General features: G+C 62.8%; 18 protein-coding genes and 2 riboswitches. Of the genes, 13 read left to right on the forward strand and 5 right to left on the reverse strand.

Annotated elements, in window-relative coordinates:
• Window positions 1–20 precede the first annotated feature (20 nt).
• From ACNOHI_RS07505 to ACNOHI_RS07515, 3 genes are all read right to left on the reverse strand, one after another.
• A complete protein-coding gene (locus tag ACNOHI_RS07505) occupies window positions 21–1,850 on the reverse strand; it encodes a chemotaxis protein CheA (RefSeq protein WP_420474053.1) in 1,830 nt (609 codons plus the stop codon).
• Window positions 1,850–2,632, reverse strand: coding sequence for a protein phosphatase CheZ (locus ACNOHI_RS07510; protein ID WP_420474054.1), 783 nt, complete (start codon window positions 2,630–2,632; stop codon window positions 1,850–1,852). The genes ACNOHI_RS07505 and ACNOHI_RS07510 overlap by 1 nt, the downstream gene beginning before the upstream one ends.
• A 185-nt stretch (window positions 2,633–2,817) precedes the next feature.
• Window positions 2,818–3,669, reverse strand: a complete 852-nt coding sequence (locus tag ACNOHI_RS07515; RefSeq protein ID WP_420474055.1) for an alpha/beta hydrolase — start codon at window positions 3,667–3,669, stop codon at window positions 2,818–2,820.
• A gap of 110 nt (window positions 3,670–3,779) precedes the next feature.
• A riboswitch (cobalamin riboswitch) is annotated at window positions 3,780–3,998 on the forward strand.
• An 83-nt stretch (window positions 3,999–4,081) separates the two neighbouring features.
• Between ACNOHI_RS07515 and cobT the strand changes: the two genes are divergently transcribed.
• The 13 genes from cobT to ACNOHI_RS07580 all read left to right on the forward strand — a co-directional run bounded on the left by cobT (window position 4,082) and on the right by ACNOHI_RS07580 (window position 16,842).
• Complete coding sequence (cobT, locus tag ACNOHI_RS07520) at window positions 4,082–5,116, forward strand: nicotinate-nucleotide--dimethylbenzimidazole phosphoribosyltransferase (RefSeq protein ID WP_420474056.1); 1,035 nt, start codon at window positions 4,082–4,084, stop codon at window positions 5,114–5,116.
• 3 nt (window positions 5,117–5,119) lie between these two features.
• Window positions 5,120–5,920, forward strand: a complete 801-nt coding sequence (locus ACNOHI_RS07525) for an adenosylcobinamide-GDP ribazoletransferase (RefSeq protein WP_420474057.1) — start codon at window positions 5,120–5,122, stop codon at window positions 5,918–5,920.
• Complete coding sequence (locus ACNOHI_RS07530) at window positions 5,920–6,495, forward strand: histidine phosphatase family protein (RefSeq protein ID WP_420474058.1); 576 nt, start codon at window positions 5,920–5,922, stop codon at window positions 6,493–6,495. Before ACNOHI_RS07525 ends, ACNOHI_RS07530 begins: the two co-directional genes overlap by 1 nt.
• A 34-nt stretch (window positions 6,496–6,529) precedes the next feature.
• Window positions 6,530–6,773: riboswitch (cobalamin riboswitch) on the forward strand.
• A gap of 136 nt (window positions 6,774–6,909) precedes the next feature.
• Window positions 6,910–8,763 (forward strand): TonB-dependent receptor domain-containing protein, encoded by a 1,854-nt coding sequence (locus ACNOHI_RS07535; protein ID WP_420474059.1) that lies wholly within the window; start codon window positions 6,910–6,912, stop codon window positions 8,761–8,763.
• A 34-nt stretch (window positions 8,764–8,797) separates the two neighbouring features.
• On the forward strand, window positions 8,798–9,817 hold the full coding sequence (locus tag ACNOHI_RS07540; protein WP_420474349.1) for a FecCD family ABC transporter permease: 1,020 nt from the start codon (window positions 8,798–8,800) through the stop codon (window positions 9,815–9,817).
• Window positions 9,818–9,820: 3 nt separating this feature from the next.
• Window positions 9,821–10,597, forward strand: a complete 777-nt coding sequence (locus ACNOHI_RS07545; RefSeq protein WP_420474060.1) for an ABC transporter ATP-binding protein — start codon at window positions 9,821–9,823, stop codon at window positions 10,595–10,597.
• A complete protein-coding gene (cobO, locus tag ACNOHI_RS07550; protein WP_420474061.1) occupies window positions 10,590–11,195 on the forward strand; it encodes a cob(I)yrinic acid a,c-diamide adenosyltransferase in 606 nt (201 codons plus the stop codon). Before ACNOHI_RS07545 ends, cobO begins: the two co-directional genes overlap by 8 nt.
• Window positions 11,196–11,205: 10 nt before the next feature.
• The gene (gene cobU / locus ACNOHI_RS07555) at window positions 11,206–11,763 is read left to right on the forward strand and encodes a bifunctional adenosylcobinamide kinase/adenosylcobinamide-phosphate guanylyltransferase (protein ID WP_420474062.1); all 558 of its coding nucleotides are present in this window, start codon (window positions 11,206–11,208) and stop codon (window positions 11,761–11,763) included.
• Window positions 11,757–12,704, forward strand: coding sequence for an adenosylcobinamide-phosphate synthase CbiB (cbiB, locus tag ACNOHI_RS07560; protein ID WP_420474063.1), 948 nt, complete (start codon window positions 11,757–11,759; stop codon window positions 12,702–12,704). Before cobU ends, cbiB begins: the two co-directional genes overlap by 7 nt.
• Window positions 12,697–13,698, forward strand: a complete 1,002-nt coding sequence (gene cobD / locus ACNOHI_RS07565; protein ID WP_420474064.1) for a threonine-phosphate decarboxylase CobD — start codon at window positions 12,697–12,699, stop codon at window positions 13,696–13,698. Before cbiB ends, cobD begins: the two co-directional genes overlap by 8 nt.
• A complete protein-coding gene (locus tag ACNOHI_RS07570; RefSeq protein WP_420474065.1) occupies window positions 13,695–14,579 on the forward strand; it encodes a cobalamin-binding protein in 885 nt (294 codons plus the stop codon). The genes cobD and ACNOHI_RS07570 overlap by 4 nt, the downstream gene beginning before the upstream one ends.
• Window positions 14,576–15,370 carry a cobalamin-binding protein gene (locus ACNOHI_RS07575; RefSeq protein WP_420474066.1) on the forward strand — a complete coding sequence of 265 codons (795 nt, stop codon included), beginning with the start codon at window positions 14,576–14,578 and terminating at the stop codon, window positions 15,368–15,370. The genes ACNOHI_RS07570 and ACNOHI_RS07575 overlap by 4 nt, the downstream gene beginning before the upstream one ends.
• Window positions 15,367–16,842 carry a cobyric acid synthase gene (locus tag ACNOHI_RS07580; RefSeq protein ID WP_420474067.1) on the forward strand — a complete coding sequence of 492 codons (1,476 nt, stop codon included), beginning with the start codon at window positions 15,367–15,369 and terminating at the stop codon, window positions 16,840–16,842. The genes ACNOHI_RS07575 and ACNOHI_RS07580 overlap by 4 nt, the downstream gene beginning before the upstream one ends.
• Here ACNOHI_RS07580 and ACNOHI_RS07585 read toward each other — a convergent pair.
• Both ACNOHI_RS07585 and ACNOHI_RS07590 read right to left on the reverse strand, forming a co-directional pair.
• The gene (locus ACNOHI_RS07585) at window positions 16,839–18,023 is read right to left on the reverse strand and encodes a hypothetical protein (protein WP_420474068.1); all 1,185 of its coding nucleotides are present in this window, start codon (window positions 18,021–18,023) and stop codon (window positions 16,839–16,841) included. The genes ACNOHI_RS07580 and ACNOHI_RS07585 overlap by 4 nt on opposite strands.
• The gene (locus ACNOHI_RS07590; protein ID WP_420474069.1) at window positions 18,020–20,845 is read right to left on the reverse strand and encodes an ATP-binding protein; all 2,826 of its coding nucleotides are present in this window, start codon (window positions 20,843–20,845) and stop codon (window positions 18,020–18,022) included. Before ACNOHI_RS07590 ends, ACNOHI_RS07585 begins: the two co-directional genes overlap by 4 nt.
• Window positions 20,846–20,849: the final 4 nt, after the last annotated feature.

Below are 20,849 nucleotides of genomic sequence, written 5' to 3' on the forward strand. Positions count from 1 at the left end.
TACGTCCGGGATCTCTTGCATCAGGCGGCGAGGAGCGATGTGGCCGCCGATTTGCAGCCGTCGAGCAGAAAGGCGAGGCTGATCACCAGCACCAGTTCGCCTTCTGCGGAGCGGGCCGTGCCGTTGACGCCGGACACGGACAAGGCGGTCAGCGGCTTGATCACCAGGTCGGCGGTACCGTCGACGGCTTCCACCGCGACAATGTACGGCTGGGGCGCGGCGATCACGATGCCAACCTTTTCCCTTGTGGGATCGTAACCGAGGACGCCGCCGAGCGAGCGAACCGCGAGCGGCCTGCCCTGGTCGCGCAGGACGGGAGAACCGCCAACCGATTCGAACTCTTCCGGCAATTCCACCACGCGTTCCACGACCGCCATCGGCAGGGCGAGGGCAGCACCGGCGGTGCGCACCAGCATGGTCGGCACGATGGACAGTTCGATTGGCAGGCGGATGGTGAACACCGTGCCCTTGCCCAGGTCGGACTCGATGCGGATCGCGCCGCGATGCTTTTCGACGGCCGTCTTCACCACGTCCATGCCAACGCCGCGGCCAGACACGCTGGATGCCACTTCCTTGGTCGAGAAGCCGGGCAGGAAGATCAGTTGCAGCGCTTCTTCCTTGCTCTGCGCCGCGTTGTCGCTGATCAGACCCTTGGCAATCGCCTTGCTGCGCAGCTTGTTCGGATCCATGCCCTTGCCGTCGTCCGATACCAGGATCATGACGCTGCTGCCTTCCTGCCATGCCTTGAGCAGGATGGTCGACTTGGCCGGCTTGTCGGTGCTCGCGCGTTCATCCGGCGTTTCAATGCCGTGGTCGAGCGAATTGCGGAGCATGTGCACCAGCGGGTCGTAGAGACTGTCGACGACCACGCGGTCCACTTCGGTTTCCGCACCTTCGATGACCAGTTCGACATCCTTGCCGAGATCCCTTGCGAGCTCGCGAACGAGGCGCGGGAATTTCTGGAATAGGCGGCCGACCGGTTGCATGCGGGTCGACAGGGTTGCGCGCTGGAGTTCCGTGGAGTAGCGCGATGCGCGGCTCAAGGTTTCCTGCAGCGTCGACATCAGCGCGGCGGCCTGACCGTCGAACTTGAACTGCGAAAGTTTCTCGAGCAGCACCGCGGCCTGATTCGCAGCCTGCACGGACTCGCCGGCGACTTCGAGCAGTGCATCGAGCTTGACCGCGTCAATGCGGATCGTGTCTTCCTTGACCTGGGTCGGAACGGCGCGGGCGCCTTCGTCAGCGGCCGGTTTCGGAATCGGCGTGACGCTGGCGGCTGCAACAGGTGCTGCCTGCGGCGCGGGCGCAGCCTGGGCCGGCTTTTCCGACAGCGTGCCCGCGGGGACTACTGCACGGTAAAGTGCTTCCCAGTCCAGTCCGTCGGCGCTGACGGTGCTTTCCACGACAGCCGGTGCCGGCGCGGCCTCAGCCTTCGCGGGCGCAGCCGCGACGACTGGCGCCGCTGCATTGCCTTCGATCGCCTGCGCCACGAGCGCTTCCAGCGAGGCGGGCATCGCCTGCAGGCTGTCCGGTGCGGCGCCATTGGCAAGCTGTTTCAACTGGTCGCCGACAAAGCCGCTCGCCTGCAGCCCGGCTTCAATCGCCGCCGGCGTCACGGGCACCTTGCCGGTGCGCAGCGCGTCGAACAGGTTTTCGGTCAAGTGGCAGGCCGACACGATTGCCGGCAGGTTCATGAAGCCTGCGCCACCCTTGATGGTGTGGAAGGAACGGAACAGCGCATTGAGCGTATCGCTGTCGTTCGGGTAACGCTCCAGCGAGAGCAGGTGCTCCTCCACGTTCGTCGCCAGGTCGAGCGCCTCGACGACGAATTCCTTGAGCATGTCGTCCATCAGAACCCCAGGTCGGCAAGCAGGCTGTCCACGTCGTCCTGCGCCATCGCGGCGCCCGGTGCGGACGGACCCTGCATCAGTTCAACGGGTTTGTTTTCGGCGATCGCCGCCTTGACTTCCGGCGGAGCGTTATCGCGCAGGAGTTGCGCGAGTTCGTTTTCCACACGGTTGGTGATATTGACGATTTTCTTGATCAACTGGCCGGTGATGTCCTGGAAGTCCTGGGCCATCATGATGTCCAGCAGGCGGGCCTTCTCGGCCTCGGTGGCTTCCATGACGACGGCGGCAAACTGTTTCGAGTCGCCTGCCAGCGCCTTGAATTCGTCGATGCTGAGCTTGCCGTCGAACAGCTGCGCCCAGCGGCTCTCCATGTCATGCGCCTTCTTGCCCAGGCTTTCCTGTTCCGGCATGCAGGTGTCGACCGCGTTGAGCACCTTGTTGGCCGCCTGCTCGGTCAGGCTGGCGACGTGGTTCAGGCGGCCCTGCGCATCGCTGATCTGGCTGGCGACGTCAGACAGCGAGCGGTCGTAGCCGAGTTCGCGCAAGGAGTCGTGGAGCATGCGGACGATGCCGCCGAGGCGTTCATACATCGGCTTGCCGGACTGGTCGACGAATTCGTCGTCGCCAGCTGCAATGCCTTCGCCGGCGTCCATGACCGCGACGGGTTCGGCTTCGACCGGGCTTGCCGCCGGTTGGGCGGCAGGAGCGGCGACTGTTTCGGCGCGGTGGGCGGCTACTTCTTCAAACAGTGCTTCGAGATCGTCGTCTGCTGCGTCGGTCATGGTGATGCTTTCCTATTGGTGTTGTCAGCTTTTGTCTTACGGATGGCGTGAAACCGCGACAGACGCACCCAGGCAGGATGTCCTGTCATGGGTTCGATTATCAGTCACGGTTTTCTTGCGCGCAACTTGGACATCATAATCTCATGCGCGACATGGTCAAAGTGCGGCTTTCCGAAGTGTTGCACTTAGGCGGTGGCTTCAATCAGTTTGATGGTTTCTTGCTGCAGCGCATGGCCCGGCGTGGCGAAGGCGTCGCAAATTGTCAGGTGGTTCGCCTCCGGCAGTGCAACATCGACAACGTGGTTCTGCTTCCATGCGTTTGCGATCAATGCCGTCTGCCGCCCGAATTCTTCGGACTCATGGCCTCCGAACGCAGTGATGAACCGTGCCGCGTGCGATTGCGGCATGCGGTACGGCGACAAGGGGGCGATGTCGTCCTCGCCCAGCTTCAGGTCGACATTGACGAAGTCTGCATGGCGCACTGGTTCCAGGTCGTAGACGCCGGACAGCAGGACGCCGCCTTTCACCAGGTCCGCCGGCAGGTCGTCGCCGAACACCGGCCACATGGCTGCCATCATCATCGCCGCGAGGTGGGCGCCTGCGGAATGGCCGGCAACGACGATGCGCTTGGGATCGAAGTCGTATTTTTCGGCGTTGCGATACAACCAGGCCAGGGCGCGCAGTTGCTGCAGGACGATCTCCGCAATGGACGCTTCCGGGGCGAGGGTGTAGTTCGTCAGGGCGACATTGATGCCTGCGCGCGTATAGGCGGGGGCGATGAAGGAAAAGTCGGACTTGTCCAGCGAGCGCCACCAACCGCCATGGATAAAGACGAGCAGTGGCGCGTCGCCGCGATAGGTCGGGAAAAAGTCGAGCCGTTCGCCGCTCGCTTCGCCGTAGGGGAGGTCGAACAGGGCGGCATGCGTACGCCGTGCCTGGGCGGAATCCTTCAACCAGCGGGTAAAGATGTACGGGTGGTCGGGGATCATGGCCCGCGCGTTGTATTGCTGGCTATAGTATTCGGCCTTGTTTTTCATGTTGGTTGTCTTGTTGCGCTGGAAAGATGCCGACAGTTTACTTGCAGCCGGGCGCGCAGGAAACAATTCCTGTAGTCCTCTTGCCGAATTGACTCCAACATGCGGCGCGCATACACTTTGCGCGTTCTGGTGCCCGCGCGCGTTTCCATGCGCGCAGTTAAACGGGAAACACGAGGCTTGCCAATAAGCTAACGTGTGCTGCCCCCGCAACGGTAAGCAAGCGTCGCCTCACGCGACGGCCGATTACTCCACGCCACTGTGCACTGCATGGGAAGGCTGATCGGTCCGACTTGCCAGCCCGGATACCGGCCGGAATGGTTCCCTGTTTCGTACGACGGGAACGGCGTCACCGCGGACGGGGTTTGCCGCGGCCCCAGTTACTTTTCCTGGCCACGCCTGTCGTGGCACAACCATGCATATTCCTCACATCCAGACTACGGCCGATTCCGCGCTGTCCGCTGCGCTCGACGCCGCCATCAACAACAAGACCAAGCCGCTAGGCAGCCTCGGCATGCTCGAGCAACTGGCGAAACAAATCGGCCTCATCCAGCGCACCGCTGCGCCCCGTATCGAGAATCCCGCCATCCTGGTATTCGCCGGCGATCACGGCATCGTGGCGGAAAACGTGTCCCCGTATCCGCAAAGCGTCACCTGGCAGATGGTGGAGAACTTCCTCGCAGAGGGAGCGGCAATCAATGTGTTCGCGCGCCAGAACGGCTGTGCCCTGCACGTGATCGATGCCGGGGTCAATCACGACTTCGGGTTCCGCGAGGGCTTGATCGACAGGAAAGTGGCCAACGGAACGCGCAACTTCCGCATCGAGCCGGCGATGACCGCGGACCAGTGTTCCATGGCGCTTCGCCATGGTCAGGCGCTGGCCGCGACGCTGCAGGGTAATGTCGTCGGCTTTGGTGAGATGGGTATCGGGAATACAAGCGCGGCGGCGGCCTTGATGCACAAGCTGACCGGTGTACCCGTTGCCGGATGCGTCGGAGCAGGTGCTGGCCTGTCGCAGCAGGGCGTCGAACACAAGCGCCGGATCATTGAACAGGCTGTGGCGCGATATGCGGTGGTCAACGATCCGATGGACATCCTTGCGACGTTCGGCGGATTTGAAATCGCGATGATGGCGGGCGCCATGCTCGGTGCCGCGGAGCGCCGCATGGTGTTGCTGATCGACGGCTTTATCGTGACAAGCGCCTTGCTGGTTGCCGCACGTCTGCAGCCGGCGATCCTCGACTATTGTGTGTTCTCGCATTGTTCCGACGAACGCGGCCACCGGCATATGCTGGAGCACCTCGGCGTCCGTCCGCTGCTCCAGCTCGGGCTGCGCCTGGGCGAGGGCAGCGGATGCGCGCTGGCGATTCCGCTGCTGCATTCCGCGGTCAACTTCCTGCGCGAGATGGCAACGTTCGAATCCGCACAGGTCAGTTCGGCGGACAAGTAGGCGATGCAAACATCTGCTCCGGCCACCGGACGCGTCGTTCACCAGGTGCGCCTGTTCTTCATCGCAGTGCAGTTTTTTACGCGCCTTCCGATCCCTCGCTGGGTCGGGTTCGAGGTGGACTGGCTGCATCAGGCGAGCCGTTATTTTCCGGCGGTAGGGGTGGTGGTGGGCGTGGCCGTCTCTGCGGTGTACGCGCTCGCGCAAATGGTGTGGCCGCCGGTGGTTGCGGTCCTGCTGTCCATGGCAGCCGGCATCTATCTCACCGGCGCCTTCCACGAAGACGGCTTTGCCGATGCCTGCGACGGCCTTGGCGGGGGCGTGACGAAACAGCGTGTCCTCGAAATCATGACCGATTCACGCATTGGCGCGTACGGCGCGATCGGCATTGGCTTGTTGCTGGGGCTTAAGTGCGCAACGCTGTCAGGGCTGCCGGTGCAGGTTGCGATTGGATCGCTCTTGCTTGCGCATCCGCTCTCCCGCCTTGCGGCGACGGTGTTGATCTGGAAGCTGGATTACGTCAAGCAGGAAGGAAAATCCAAACCGCTTGCGCAGCGCATGTCCAATTTCGAATTTGCCATTGCTTCAGTGACGGTCCTCGCCGTACTGATGGTCATCGTGTCAACCGGTCTGCTTTCCTGGAGCGCCTTGGCCGCAGGCACGGCCTTGGCTGCATTGTCTGCGGGATGGCTGGCGCGAAAGTGTATTCGGCGACTCGGCGGGTACACAGGCGATTGCCTCGGTGCGATCCAGCAGTTGAGCGAGGTCGCGTTCTATCTCGGCGTTCTCGCGGTCGCCGCACCGTAATGCGCCTCTACCTCATCCGGCACGCCCGTCCTGTCGTGCAGGAAGGCGTGTGTTACGGCAGCACCGATCTGGGTGTCGATGAAGGACATCAACGGCAAGTGCTGTCGCAACTCCTTCCCGTATTGCCTGCTGGCGCAGCCGTTTTTTCCAGCCCATTCAAGCGTTGCCGCTCGCTGGCGGAGGAGGTCGCGTGTGCGCTCGGCGCCGAGCCGGTTTTCGACGCACGCCTCGTCGAGATGAATTTCGGTGCGTGGGAAATGCAGGCCTGGAACAGCATTCCCCGTGCGGAGATTGATGCGTGGGCCGCTGACCTGCTGCGTTATCGGCCCGGCAATGGAGAGTGCCTGCTGGATGTGGCAGGGAGGGTGAAGTCCTTTCATGAAGCCTTGTGCGCGCGACGGACGGGTTCTGCGGTTGTTATCGCGCATGCCGGGACCATACGCCTGCTGCATGCCGCCACGCAGGCCGCGACGCCGGAGGAAATGGCGTCAATGGCCGCCGCTACTCCAAACAGCATCGCCTATGGCGAACTCACGACAATCGATTATCAAACAGATAACAAACGCCGCGGATGACACTTTTCCTTGTTGTCGGTCTGTATTGCAAGCCTTAAAATGATCGGGTTTTGGTGCCCGCGCGCATGTTCATGCGTGCAGTTAAACGGGAAACACGAGGCTTGCCAGCAAGCTAACGTGTGCTGCCCCCGCAACGGTAAACAAGCGTCACCTGGAATGTCGCGTCTCCACATTCCGCATTGACAAGCGGTCCTTCATAGCCACTGTGCAGTCTGCATGGGAAGGTCGGCCGCTTCGCCTTGTCAGCCCGGATACCGGCCAGAACAGGTGGAAGTGTGCGGACGGGGATCTTCGCGACGCGAATGCGGCATGCCTTGCGGCGTGTTGCGATTCCTGATCGTCAAACCTGTCCGGAACTTCTGTTCATCCAGCCTGCGGGGAAGCGGGCTGGTTGTCTTTCTCTGGAACTTTGTCATGACATCACCCGTTCTTCTGCGCGCAGGCAAGCCGCTTGCGATGGCTGTCGCCGTTTCCGCGGCATTTTCCGTTTCCTCCTACGCGCAGGAAAAAAAACTCGATTCCGTCGTCGTCACCGCGACGCGCTCGCCCCAGATCGCCAGGGAAGTCCTGGCCGATAACGTCGTCATTACCGCGGAAGAAATCGCGAAGTCGGGCGGCACCTCGCTCGCGGACGTGCTGCAGCGTCAGCGTGGTATCGAGCTCGCACGCAATGGCGGCCCGGGCACGCAATCGTCCATCTTTATCCGCGGCGCAGATAACAAGCAGAACATCGTGCTGGTCGACGGCGTACGCGTCGGTTCTTCCACCAGCGGCGGTACGAGCTGGAATGCCATCCCGCTGTCGCAGATCGACCGGGTGGAAATCGTATACGGCCCGCTCAGTACGATGTACGGCGCGGATGCAGTCGGTGGTGTGATCCAGATTTTCACGAAGCAAGGGAACGGAGCGCCTGCTCCTGTCGTTTCCGTCGGCGCAGGCACCTATGGCACGCGTAACGCCGAGGCCGGGGTATCGGGCTCCAGCGAAGGCTTCCGGTACGCAGTGCGTGCAGCACACGAGCGCTCGGACGGGTTCTCCGCCACAAAGCGTGGCAACTTCTCGTTCAATGCCGATAAGGACGGCTATACCAGTAGCAGCGCCAGCGGCCAATTCGGATACGAGTTGGCCAAGGGGCATGAGCTCGGCGCAACCTTCCTGCACAGCCTGCTCAAGAACCAGTTCGATTCCGGCCCCACGATGGACGACAGGACGCGCACCAGGGTGGGTGCCTACAGCCTTTATGCCAAGAACAAGATCCTTCCGAACTGGAACAGCCATGTGCAGCTGTCGCAGTCGGCGGACCACAGCACCAATGACGCGTCGTTCGGCCATACCGAGTTCGATACGACCCAGACAACGATCAGCTGGCAGAACAGTTTCACTGTCGGTACCTCGGACTTGGTCCAGATCATTGCGGAACACCGCAAGGAAGATGTCGAGTCGACCGAGGCCGCGATGAATCGTGACCGCACGACCAATTCCCTTGCAGCCGCTTACCAATTGCGGCGCGGCGCCCATCTTGCTGCGCTGAGCGTGCGCGGTGACGACAATTCGCAGTTCGGCTCGCGCACGACGGGCAGCATTTCCTACGGTTACCGGCTGACCGGCGCGCTACGCGTCAACGCGAGCGCAGGGACAAGTTTCCGCGCGCCGACTTTCAATGAACTGTACTTTCCCAATTTCGGCATCCCGACACTCGAACCCGAAAAGGGCAAGAATGCAGAAATCGGCATGTATTACGAAGACGGCACAAGCCAGTACAGCGCGGTCTACTATCGCAATCGCCTGACGAATCTGCTGGTCTTCACGCCGGTTTGCCCGGTCACTCCTGCCGCGTTCCCGTTCGGCTGCACCTATAACGTCAATGAAGCACTGCTAACGGGCCTGACGTTTGGCGCGAGCACATCGGTCGGGCGCTTTACCTTCCGTGGATCGCTTGATCTGCAGGATCACAAGGACGAAACGACAGGGCGCCAGCTTGCCCGCCGTGCGAAGAAGCACGGCACGCTCGGCGTGGACTACAAGACTGGCGAATGGACGGCCGGTGGCGAACTCGTCTTCTCGGGTGACCGCTTCGACAACGCGACGAACACGACGCGACTAGGCGGCTATGGCGTGCTGAACCTGCATGCCGGCGTTGACTTGTCGAAAGATTGGAACCTGTTCGCACGCTGGAACAATGTGCTCGACAAGACCTATGAGCTGACCCGCCTCTACAACACGGCCGGCTCCAACGTCTTCGTCGGCCTGCGTTACGCGATGAAGTAAGAAAGGCAAGGACACCGTGCATACCGAGGCCATCATGCTGCCCGCATTCCGCGAACGCCGCCGTGCCATCACGATCCTCACCGTGCTGGTGGTGGCAGCCGTGTGCAGCATCCTGTTGGCCTGCGGCGTCGGTTCGGTGTCTTTGTCCGTCACGGAACTGTTCGGAGCGCTGGGCGAGGTCGCCGCAGGCAACCCATCCACGCTGGCGGCGACCTTGCTTGAATTGCGGCTTGGGCGTGCGCTGTCGGCGTTTGTGACCGGCGCCACGCTCGCACTGGCCGGCGTGATGATGCAGGCATTGCTGCGCAATCCGCTGGCGGACCCGTACGTACTCGGCGTGTCCGGCGGCGCGTCCGTGGGTGCGCTGACCGCGATGCTCTTTTTCACCGCGGCATGGCTGGTGGACGTTGCGGCGTTTGCCGGTGCGATTGCTGTCGCATTCCTGCTTTTCGCCCTCGCATGGCGCGACTTGCGCGGCAGTGCGGGCGATGGCAGTGCGCCCATGCTGTTGCTGACCGGCGTCATCATCGCGTCGGGTTGTGGCGCTCTGGTGACGCTCATGCTGTCGATTGCGCCGGACAATCGCCTGCGCGGCATGGTGTTCTGGCTGATCGGCGATCTTTCCGCCACACAGGCGCGCTGGCTGCCCTGGATAGTGTGGCTGGCGGCGCTCGTTTTCGCAGTGCGGGTGGCGCGCGCGATCAATGTCATGGCGCTGCATGCCGAAGCGGCAGTAACGCTTGGCATCCGCGTGACACGGCTGCGCCAGGGACTCTTTCTTTTCTCCGCGCTGCTGACGGCAAGCGCGGTCAGCACGGCGGGCAGCATCGGCTTCGTCGGATTGATCGTGCCGCACGCATGCCGCTTCGCCTGGGGCCCGGATCATCGCCTGCTCTTGCCGGCGGCGACGCTGGCCGGAGGAACCTTCCTCGTGCTTGCTGACACACTGGCGCGTACCGTGGTCGCCCCGCAGCAGTTGCCGGTCGGCGTCATCACCGCCCTCATCGGTGTGCCGGTATTCCTCCTTCAACTGCACCAGATCCACAGGAAATAAGCCATGCAAACGCTCAACCTGGGATTGCGTGCGGGCGATCGTGAGCTCGTCGCCGCATTGAATTGGACCGTGGATGCGGGGCAATGCTGGTGCGTGATCGGCCGCAATGGCGCCGGCAAGAGCACCTTGCTGCGCACCCTCGCAGGCCTGCGGTCGCCCGAGCACGGATGTGTTCATATGGGCGGGCGCGCATTGAGCGAGTGGCCTCTGCCTGCACTTGCCCGCGAGCGCGCCTACCTTGCACAGGGCCGGAACGACGCCTTTGGCTACCGCGCCATCGATACCGTACTGGCTGCTCGGCATCCCTATCAGGATGACCGCTACTGGGATGCCGAAGCGGACTACCGGATCGCCCACGCCGCATTGCGCGCACTCGACGTCGGGCACCTGGCCGAGCGCGACGTGCGCACGCTCTCCGGTGGCGAGCGCCAGCGTGTTGCCATCGCGGCGGTCCTGTCACAGGAAACTCCGTTGCTGCTGCTCGATGAACCGGCCAGCGCACTCGATCTCGCACACCAGGTCGGCGTGATGGAATTGCTGGCGCGGCTGTGCCGGTCCGAAGGCAAGACGGTCGTGCTGGTTAGCCATGACCTCAATCTGTCGCACAGCGTGTCCACGCATGCGCTCCTGCTGATGGGCGACGGCGAATGGCTGGCGGGCCCGGTCGCAGAGGTGATGACCGCCCCGGTATTGAGCCGCTGCCTCGGCTATCCCATCGAAGCCGTGCAACATGGACGGCGCACTATATTCATCCCCGCCGAAGAGGGAAACAATGACTGATGACATCAACGAGCGCCATCGCGCGCGCATGCAACGCAAGAAGGACGTGGTCGATCGCAAGATCGAAGCCGCATCGCGCAATGCCGGCGTCCTGCTGGTCAACACCGGGAACGGCAAGGGCAAGAGTTCAAGCGCCTTCGGGATGGCCATACGCGCCCTTGGCCACGGGATGAAGGTGGGCGTGGTCCAGTTTATCAAGGGCGCCAAGTCGACCGGCGAGGAGCTGTTCCTGCAGCGCTTTCCGGACGAGGTCAGTTTCCATGCCATGGGCGAGGGCTACACCTGGGAAACGCAGGACCGGGAACGCGACATCGCCGCTGCTGAACGTGCGTGGGAACGCGCGAAGGTTTTCCTTAGCGATCCGAGCATCGGTTTTGTGGTGCTCGATGAACTGAATATCGCACTGAAGTATCGCTACCTCGACGTGAACCGTGTTGTTGAGGATTTGCGTGCCCGCCCGCCGATGCAGCATGTCGTCGTCACGGGACGTGCGGCGCCGCCGGAACTGATTGCCGCTGCCGATACCGTCACGGAAATGCAGCCGGTCAAGCATGCGTTTGCGGCGGGCATTGCGGCACAGCCCGGTGTGGAATGGTAACGACAGCGTCATGACACGAAGCCTTGTATTCGGTGGCGCTCGCTCCGGCAAGAGCGCCTATGCGGAAAGCCTGTGCGCTTCGAGCGGGAAGCCTGTGGTGTATGTGGCGACCGCGAGGGCAGGGGACGCTGAAATGCAGACGCGCATCGCCCACCATCGCGCGCGCCGGGATACAGCGTGGATGACAGTTGAAGAGCCCCTCGCACTCGGGAACGTCCTGCGCGACATGTCGGCGCCCGGCAATGTCGTCATGGTGGACTGCCTGACGGTGTGGCTGTCCAATCTGCTGTTCTGCGATGGCAGGATCTATCCCGAAATTGGCCACATCGATCCGCCGGAACACTATTTCCTCGAGCGGGATGCCTTCCTTTCCGCACTCGAACAAGTTTCCGGCGAAGTGGTGATCGTGTCGAACGAGGTCGGCATGGGGATCGTGCCGCAGGGAGCCATCTCGCGCTGGTTCGTCGATGAGGCGGGGCGGCTGAACCAGGCCGTTGCCGCCCGGTGCGAACGCGCGGTCTGGGTGGCCGCCGGATTGCCGCTTGTGCTGAAAGGACCGACATGCTGACGGGTCTTGAACTGTCCCAGGTGGCACTCTTGATGGCAGGCGGTATTGTGCTCGACTGGTTGCTTGGGGAACCGCGCAAATGGCACCCGCTGGTCGGTTTCGGCAGATTTGCCGGTACCGTTGAACGCGGCATGAACAAGGGGCATGGACGTCGATGGCGCGGCGTGCTGGCATGGATGGTCGTCGTACTGCCGCTGGCCGGTGCGGCTGCATGGGCTGTTACTACTGCATCCGCAGTGGTGGGCTTTGCTCTCCACGCCTTGCTACTGTATTTCTGCATCGGTTTGCGCAGCCTGCGCGATCACATGCTCCCCATCGCGCGAGCGCTTGAAGCGGGAGAACTCGCTGAAGCCCGCATGCTGACTTCCCGCATCGTCAGCCGCGATACACGCTGCTCCGGCGAGCCGGAACTGGCCAAGGCTGCGGTCGAATCCCTCCTGGAAAACGGCAACGATGCCGTCTTCGGCACCCTGTTCTGGTTCGCCGTCGCCGGCGGCCCTGGCGCACTGCTTTTCCGCCTGGCCAATACCCTGGACGCCATGTGGGGTTACCGCAATGAACGATTCCACGCCTTCGGCTGGATGGCGGCGCGCACCGACGATGTGCTGAACTGGATTCCCGCAAGGCTCACCGCGCTGTCCTACGCCATCCTTGGCGACACCCGCAGCGCATGGACGTGCTGGCGCACCCAGGCCGCATTGTGGAGCAGCCCCAACGCCGGACCGGTCATGTCGGCTGGAGCGGGGGCCTTGCGCCTCGCACTCGGCGGCGCGGCGGAATATGACGGTGAAATCGAGAAGCGGCCCTTGCTCGGCATCGGCCGTCCTGCTGCCGCAACCGACATCAGACGCGCGTGGAGGCTGGTTGCGCGAACCTGCATCATATGGCTGGCCGTTGCTGCCGCCATGGGATTTCTCATTGAAAGGATGGCCCATGCTTGAGCACGGCGGCAAACTCCGCGAAGCAGCCAGGCAATTTGGACGGCCTGTCGAAGAATGGCTCGACCTGTCGACCGGCCTTAATCCGGTGCCGTATCCGGCGCCTGTCCTGCCTGCGATGGTGTGGCACCGACTGCCCGAGGACGATCCGGCGCTGCTGGAGGCGGCACAGGCCTACTATGGCGCGCCGCACATGCTCGCCGTCGCCGGTACGCAGGAAGCGATCCAGTCGCTGCCACGCCTGCGTTCGCGCTCGCGCGTTGTCGTTTCCGCGCCGTCGTACGCGGAGCATGCCCACTGCTGGCGCCAGGCGGGCCATGCCGTGCGCGCAGTACCATTCCACTTGCTTGACCAGAACGTGGAAGAAGCCGAGGTCATGGTCGTCTGCAATCCCAACAATCCGACTGGCGCGACCGTCGCGCCGGAACTCCTGCTCGCGTGGGCCGACAATCTCGCCGCGCGCGGCGGGTGGCTGGTCGTGGACGAAGCATTCGGAGATGTGATGCCGCAGCTCAGCGTTGCGCCGCATGCGGATCGGCCTGGCCTGATCGTGCTGCGCTCGATCGGCAAGTTCTTCGGACTGGCCGGATTGCGCCTGGGATTTGTCGCCGCCGAACCGCCCATGTTGAACCGGGTTGCGGAATGGATCGGCCCGTGGTCGGTGAGCACGCCGGCGCAAACCATCGGGCGTTCCGCCCTTGAAGACAGGACATGGCAGGAGAGCGCGCGCGTTTGCCTGGTGCAGAACGGCATGCGCTTGCAAGGCATGCTGGCCGACGCTGGCATCCACGCCGCCGGGACCGCGCTTTACCGCTGGTGGCCCGAACAGCAGGCGGAAGCCTTCCACGTCCACATGGCGGAACATGGCATTTGGGTTCGGCTGTTTCCAGACAGGGCACGGGGTATCCGGCTCGGCCTGCCGCCGAACGAATCCGGCTGGCGACGCTTGCAGGAAGCGCTAGGCGCATGGAACCCGTCGCAAGGAAATACCCGATGAAAAGGCTTCTGCTGATGTTGGCGAGCGCCGTCGCTCTTCATGCCCAGGCAGCCATTACCGTAACCGACGATGACGGTCAGACGGTCACCCTGCAGCAGCCGGCGCGCCGTGTCGTCTCCCTCGCGCCGCACGTGACGGAAATGCTGTTCTCTGCTGGTGGCGGCGACCGTATCGTCGGCACCGTCAAGTTCAGCGACTATCCGCCCGCGGCACGCGACATCCCGCGCGTCGGCGACAACCGGCTGGTCGACATCGAACGGCTGCTGTCGCTCAAGCCCGACCTGCTCGTCGTGTGGCGGCACAATGCGTCCTCGCGCCAGATGGACCAGCTGCGCAAGCTCGGGATCCCCTTGTTCTACAGCGAACCCCACAAGCTGGAAGACATCCCCGAAGCGATCATGAAACTGGGGCAACTCATGGGCACGTCGCAACAGGCGCAACAGACCGCGTCGCAACTGCGCACGCAAATCGACACGCTGACCACCCGTTACCGGAACCGTCCCCCGGTACGCGTGTTCTACCAGGTGTGGGCCCGGCCGTTATATACACTGAACGAGCGCCATATCATCAGCGACGCCATCCGCGTCTGCGGCGGCGACAACATTTTCGCCAAACTGACGCTGGTTGCGCCCAGCCTCAGCCCCGAGGCGGTGCTGCAGGAAAATCCGGAAGTGATTGTCACCGGCGACCGGAGCGACCAGACGACGAGCGGTGTCGAGTTCTGGAAGCAGTACCCGTCGATGCTCGCGGTTCGTCGAGGCAACCTCTTCGCGCTTGACGCGGACCTCTTCAATCGTTCCGGACCGCGCATCATTGCCGGTGCCGCACAACTCTGTGAAAAGCTCGACCTGGCAAGAAGCCGAAGGGGAGAACGGCAGTGACCTACCAACGCATTGTCTGCCTCAGCACCGAGGCAGTCGAAACGCTCTACGCCCTCGGCGCCGAGGACAGGATCGCCGGCATCTCCGGCTTCACAACGCGACCGGCCAGGGCGCGTGCAGAGAAGCCGAAGGTCAGCGGTTTCTCGTCGTCGCGGATCGAGCGCATCCTCGCGGTGCAGCCCGACCTCGTGATTGGATTTTCGGACATGCAGGCCGACATTTGCCGCGACCTTGCGGGTGCCGGGGTGGAAGTCCATCTTTTTAACCAGCGCGACGTGGCGGGGATTTTTCGCATGGTTCGTACGCTCGCCGCGATTGTGGGGAAGCAGGGAGCAGGGGAGACACTGGTCACCGAATTGCAGGCACAGATCGACACTGTGCGCGCTCAGGCAGCGCAATGGCTTGTTCGGCCAAAGGTCTACTTCGAAGAATGGAACGATCCATTGATCAGCGGCATCGGCTGGGTGTCCGAGCTCATCGGTATCGCCGGAGGAGATGATGTCTTCCCCGAACTTGCCGGTCATTCGAGCGCCAAGGCGCGCATCATCGCAGATCCACTCGACATCGTGCACCGTGCACCGGACATCATCATCGGATCGTGGTGCGGCAAGAAATTCCGCCCCGAAACAGTGACGGAACGCCCGGGCTGGAACGCCATTCCGGCTGTGAAGGAGGGCATGGTTGCGGAGGTCAAATCCGCCGATATCCTTTCTCCCGGGCCGGGCGCGATTACCGAAGGGCTGCCGCAGATTGCCGCAATCGTGCGCCAATGGCAGGAGCGGCGCGCATGAGGTTTCCGTATTCCACGCTGATGGTCCAGGGCACGACGTCGGATGCCGGCAAGAGCACGGTGGTCGCCGCTCTGTGCCGGCTGCTTGCGCGCGAGGGCGTGCGCGTCGTTCCGTTCAAGCCGCAGAACATGGCATTAAACAGTGCGGTCACCACCGATGGCGGCGAGATCGGCCGTGCCCAGGCGCTGCAGGCGCTGGCCGCCGGCCTTGAGCCGCATACCGACATGAACCCGGTGCTGCTCAAGCCCTCCAGCGACACGGGCGCGCAGGTCATCGTCCACGGCAAGGTACGCGCCGACATGAATGCGCGCGACTACCACCAGTACAAGACCGTCGCGATGCAGGCGGTGCTGGAGTCCTACCAAAGGCTGTCGGACACCTATGAGTCCGTCATCGTCGAGGGGGCCGGCAGTCCGGCGGAAATCAACCTTCGTGAACGCGATATCGCCAACATGGGATTTGCCGAGGCCGTCGATTGCCCGGTGATCCTCGTTGCCGACATCGACCGGGGCGGCGTCTTCGCACACATCGTTGGCACGCTGGGCTGTCTGTCCGAGAGCGAACGCGCGCGCATCGTCGGTTTCGTCATCAACCGCTTCCGTGGCGATATCAGCCTGCTGGAACCGGGATTGGATTGGCTTGAACAGCAGACCGGAAAGCCCGTGCTCGCCGTGCTCCCGTACCTGCATGGACTCTTCCTCGATGCCGAGGATGCGATCCAGCCGGCGCAGGTGGACAAGGGGACATTCCGCATCGTCGTACCTGTCCTGCCACGCATCAGCAACCATACCGATTTCGATGCGTTGCGTGCGCAACCTGGCGTGGACTTGCGTTTCGTCGGCCCTGGCCATGCAATTCCGCCAGCCGACCTCATCGTCCTCCCGGGCAGCAAGAATACACGCGCTGATCTTGCCTGGTTGCGTGAGAACGGCTGGCCCGACGCCTTGCGCAAGCATTTGCGTTACGGTGGAAAGGTGATCGGGATCTGCGGGGGCTACCAGATGCTCGGCAATACCGTGACAGATCCGTCAGGCGTTGAAGGGGCGCCCGGCACGTCGGCAGGCTTGGGACTGCTGGATATCGAGACTGTCCTGGCGACCGAGAAGACCTTGTCGCGCGTGAGTGGACAGTGTGCGTTTGACGATGCACCGGTGGCCGGTTACGAGATTCACATGGGCGTGTCGCGCGGTCCGGCGACCGCGCGGCCGGCATTCCACGTCGGCGGCATCGCCGAAGGCGCACGCTCCGTGGACGACCAGGTAATGGGCTCCTACCTGCATGGCCTGTTCGACCTCCCCGAAACGCTGGGCGCACTGTTGCGTTGGGCCGGCATGGCCGAGGTCGAAGCGGTCGATCTTGTCCGCCTGCGCGAGCAAAGCCTCGACCGCATTGCCGACGCCGCAGCGCCGTTGCTGTCGGCCTTGATGGAAAAGAGAAACCGGTCTCGTCAGCAGCAGGGTGGCGTTTCCTAAACCCAGTTTTCCTGCTCTGCCTTGCGGCAGTGCTTCAGACACCATTGCAGCAGCGATGCCAGTTCCGGCGTTAGTACCGGCATTTCGAGCAGAGATTGCGCCAGACGCACATCGCGCTCTGACATGGGCAAGGTATGTCGGGCGCTTCCCGCATCGTCGACTGACATCGCAAACGCTTCCCACTCCAAGCCGCGATCGATCCACAGACGGGCTGCATTGAGCACAATCTGCACACCGTCAGGATCGGCATCGCAACTGATACGCGACGGAAGCGGTAGTGCATCGAGAAGTTTCCTGACCGTTTCCTTCCACCAGCCCGGTGCATATCCCGGAAGCCAGACAATAATCTCGGCGCTGTTTGCCGTTGAGCGGGCAGCCAGATTTTCAAAGCTGGTCCGGTTTTCGACAAGCCGATAGTGCGTCGCGCGTGTCGCCGCGCCAGTGAGACGGTCGAATACCGAATGTTTCAATGCGATGAAATCGCCGGTTGCGCCGACGTCGAGCAAGCGGGTGCCGAATGTCAGTTGCACATCGCCGGCAATCGACAAGGAAGGTGCATGCTGGTCTACACCGCATGTGCCGACGTCGATGCACTCGGACAGCCATGCCCATTCCGCCGGCTTGATCTGCTTGGTCGCTCCCCGTGCGAACAACGCAAAGTCACGGCGCGTGCCACTGCGGCCGAGGCCAAGCCATTCGTCGAGCTTGCACAGGAGCTCGAGGCGTGCCAGGCCCGCGTCCGGAGCCGCATCAACTAGGGCACTGTACGCATCGGCCAAGGCGTCGCGATTCCATACCCTATCGGCGGCCGCCGCCCATGCCTCGGTGAACGTATTGCGTTTTACCGTTCGCGTGGACATGCCGAGCGATGCACATATGGCTTCGTAGTCGTGCCAGGCAAGCGACTCGATCAGCCATGACGAATACGCAAGACGTTCCTCCAGGATGACCGCACCGCATGCGGCCAGAGCGTTCGCAAGGGATTCCGCAGTCTCGATGCGGGATGGACCAGCGATTTTGAGCAGAGAGTCCCACTTGCGCATTCTGCTTTCGCTTTTCAGCCACTCGCGCAGCAGGACAATTTGTTCGGACGGCAGGATAGCTAACGCGTCGAAGTCGATGTGTCCCGCCGTACGACGGCGCTTGTTGCGGGAAATCGGCTCAATGCGTTCAGCGTTCATGCAGCTTTTTCCACCGTTCCGTTGCGCCGCTGCAGCACGAAGATCGGTTGCGCCCAGTGCGTATCCTTGCGCTTCTTGCTGGTGATCAGCGTCAGCTCCGAGGGATCGTAGACGTCCGTGTTGTGTGTCAGCGGCGTGGTCATCAGGTACTGCGCATCGGTGTTCTTGAGGAACTCGCCGACCAGCTGGATGTTGCGGATATCGAGGTGAGCAAACGGTTCATCGATGAACACAAAGCCACCCGAGCCCTCGTCGGATTTCAGCAGGCCGATCAGCAGGATCAGCGACTTCATCACCTGCTGGCCGCCGGACGCTTCGCCGTCGTTCATCCCGATCGGGCCCTTGCCGTCGAACTTGAAGCGCACATGCAGACCTGCCTGGGCAAGCTGCACGTCGTCGTTCTCCAGCCGCACCGGATCGGTGTGGACCTCGATGTTGGCCAGTTCGCCCAATGCCTTGATGTTGCGGCTGTAAGTCTTGATCGTGTAACGCAGCCGCTCGATATACGCACCGCGTGCATTGTCGGTTGCCTCGATGGCGCGGTTGTTCTGGTAGCGGCGCTCGCCGGTTTCCTGCTGGCGGGTCTGCAGCATGGCCTGAAGGCGTGCATGCTGGTCGACTACTGTCGCGTCGGTTTCCCAGTCGTCGCGCGCAAGATCTTCGTTGAGATGGTTGAGTCGCAATTGCACCTGGTGCGCGTTGTCGTGTTCCTGCACCAGGGCCTCGCGGCGGGCGAGTTTGCGCCAGCCGGAGGGGAGGTGACGCCATGTTTTCCGGAGCGCGGCCAGTCCCTGCGCGTGCGCCGCACGGTCTTCCGCGTTGCGCTTCTGTGCGACACGCAGGTGCGATTCGCTGTCGGCCAGTGTCTTCTTGGCGGCCTGCCACGCATCCTCCGCGCGAGAGCGTGCCACCGCCGCATCGGTAATCAACGGTGACAGCTCACCGAGGCGTCCGCCAACCTCTTTCCGTTCCGCCTTCAGCGGCAGCGCGCAGCGTTCTGCTTCCTCGAATTCCGCCTGGCGCGCGACGAGTTCCTTGGCGGCGTCCACACCGGCCAGGCGCGCCTTGAGGGCGCTGACTTCGCCGGCCAGCTTGCTGATCTTCAGGGTCAACTGGTCTTCTTCCGCTTCCAGCTTCGGCAGCGTCTTGCGCAATGCTTCCAGACGCTGCGCGCGTCCGGCCTGGCCGAAGCGGTAACGTGCCTGCTCGACGAACAACGATCGCCCGCCGCGCCGTTCGCGGTGATACGCCTCCGGCGTGATCCATTCTTCCGATGCCGCCAGCCGCATGCCGTCCTCGACCGAATCAACCCGCGCAATGCGCGCGAGCTGCTCAATCAGCCAGGAGGGCGCAGGGGCGGAAAATCGCACGACCGACAGCAGGCTGCGGTCGCGCACTTCGGGCGCCTTGACACGCTCCGGAACGATGAAATGTCCGTAACGCTCCTTCTCACCCAGACGGTAGGCAGCCGCTGCGTCGCGGGTGTTTTCCAGCAGGACGACCGAGGCGTAGCTGCGCAGCACGCCTTCCACCGCGCCTTGCCAGCGCGGATCGGTAACTTCGACGATGTCGGGCAGCATCGCGTGTTCGATGCCTGCTTCACGCAGTGCGCGGCGCATGGACCGGACGTTTTCCGGCTCGGGCAATGCGGCCTTGCCTTCCAGCGCCGCAATTGCAGCACGGTCAGTTTCCAGTCGTGCAGTAATGTCGCGACGCGCCTGGCGCAATTGCAGGAGCTCGGACTCTTTCTGTTCCGCTTTACCAGCAATGTCGGCAACGTCCTCGCCGGCTTCCGCTGCCCGTTTCTGGAGTTCGGATTTGCGCTCCAGCAGGCTTTCCTGCGGCTTGAGCCGGGTGTTGATCTGCTTCAACCGTTCCTGCAGCACCGACTGTTCCTTCTCGAGCGCGTTCGCCTTTTCGTGTGCCGTGCTCAATGTCTGCATGCGTTCGGCAACTTCGGCACGTTTCGACGACAGTTGCGCGTCCTGTGCCGCCAGGGATTTTTTCGTATCGAGCAAGGTCTGGCTTTCGCGTCCGGCCTTTTCGCGCGCTTCGTGGTACTGCAAGGTGGGTAGGATTTCTTCCTGCAGGTCGCGCTTCTCCTTGTTCAGGCCTTCCCAGCGATGGTAGTTCGCCATGCGCAGCTTCAGCTTCTCCACATTGGTCTCGGATGCAACCAGCTCCGCCTCGAAACGCTGCAGCTCGGCTTCGGTTTCGCGCTGTTGGCGCCGTGCTTCCTCGTAGGCGTCCAGGACTTCCTTGTCGCCGAATACCTGGAACACCAGGTCAAGCAATTGCCGCGGCGCGTATTCGCACAGCTTGTCGGTCTCACCCTGTTCCAGCGCCAGCACCTTGGCCATCGCGGGCGAAAGGCCTGCGTTGGCGAGGCGCTTGCGGTAGGTCTCCAGGCCGAGCCAGTCGGTCGCATCCTGCACGGCCTCGATTTCGACGGCGCCACCGCGCATCAGGTACTGGCGCTTCCAGTCGCCGCCGTTCTTCTGGATCTGGCAGAACAGCGTGACTTCGTCATCGTAGAGGCCGGAGCTGCGGAACGGTCTGTTTGAGACTTGCCGACCAACTACGCTGTTATCCACCACGGCGCGCAGCCACGAGACCTGCTGTCCCGAGTGACGCGCGTAATGCTTGTACGAGCGCCCCATGGAGCAGTCGAGGCCGAACAGCGTGCGCAGGGCATCCAGCAAGGTGGTCTTGCCGGAGCCGTTCTGACCGGCGATGGTGATGATCTTGGCATCCAGCGGAATGTTCTTGATGCGCTGCCAGTAGTCCCAGTGGACCAGTTCGAGGGATTTGATGTGGAACATGCGA

Source organism: Noviherbaspirillum sp. ST9, assembly GCF_048799745.1.
Taxonomy (GTDB): Bacteria; Pseudomonadota; Gammaproteobacteria; order Burkholderiales; family Burkholderiaceae_D; genus Noviherbaspirillum.

Coding starts and splice junctions, on each gene's coding strand:
- ACNOHI_RS07505 (WP_420474053.1), bottom strand. CDS start 1,850: ATGGACGACATGCTCAAGGAATTCGTCGTCGAGGCGCTCGACCTGGCG.
- ACNOHI_RS07510 (WP_420474054.1), bottom strand. CDS start 2,632: ATGACCGACGCAGCAGACGACGATCTCGAAGCACTGTTTGAAGAAGTA.
- ACNOHI_RS07515 (WP_420474055.1), bottom strand. CDS start 3,669: ATGAAAAACAAGGCCGAATACTATAGCCAGCAATACAACGCGCGGGCC.
- cobT (WP_420474056.1), top strand. CDS start 4,082: ATGCATATTCCTCACATCCAGACTACGGCCGATTCCGCGCTGTCCGCT.
- ACNOHI_RS07525 (WP_420474057.1), top strand. CDS start 5,120: ATGCAAACATCTGCTCCGGCCACCGGACGCGTCGTTCACCAGGTGCGC.
- ACNOHI_RS07530 (WP_420474058.1), top strand. CDS start 5,920: ATGCGCCTCTACCTCATCCGGCACGCCCGTCCTGTCGTGCAGGAAGGC.
- ACNOHI_RS07535 (WP_420474059.1), top strand. CDS start 6,910: ATGACATCACCCGTTCTTCTGCGCGCAGGCAAGCCGCTTGCGATGGCT.
- ACNOHI_RS07540 (WP_420474349.1), top strand. CDS start 8,798: ATGCTGCCCGCATTCCGCGAACGCCGCCGTGCCATCACGATCCTCACC.
- ACNOHI_RS07545 (WP_420474060.1), top strand. CDS start 9,821: ATGCAAACGCTCAACCTGGGATTGCGTGCGGGCGATCGTGAGCTCGTC.
- cobO (WP_420474061.1), top strand. CDS start 10,590: ATGACTGATGACATCAACGAGCGCCATCGCGCGCGCATGCAACGCAAG.
- cobU (WP_420474062.1), top strand. CDS start 11,206: ATGACACGAAGCCTTGTATTCGGTGGCGCTCGCTCCGGCAAGAGCGCC.
- cbiB (WP_420474063.1), top strand. CDS start 11,757: ATGCTGACGGGTCTTGAACTGTCCCAGGTGGCACTCTTGATGGCAGGC.
- cobD (WP_420474064.1), top strand. CDS start 12,697: ATGCTTGAGCACGGCGGCAAACTCCGCGAAGCAGCCAGGCAATTTGGA.
- ACNOHI_RS07570 (WP_420474065.1), top strand. CDS start 13,695: ATGAAAAGGCTTCTGCTGATGTTGGCGAGCGCCGTCGCTCTTCATGCC.
- ACNOHI_RS07580 (WP_420474067.1), top strand. CDS start 15,367: ATGAGGTTTCCGTATTCCACGCTGATGGTCCAGGGCACGACGTCGGAT.
- ACNOHI_RS07585 (WP_420474068.1), bottom strand. CDS start 18,023: ATGAACGCTGAACGCATTGAGCCGATTTCCCGCAACAAGCGCCGTCGT.
- ACNOHI_RS07590 (WP_420474069.1), bottom strand. CDS start 20,845: ATGTTCCACATCAAATCCCTCGAACTGGTCCACTGGGACTACTGGCAG.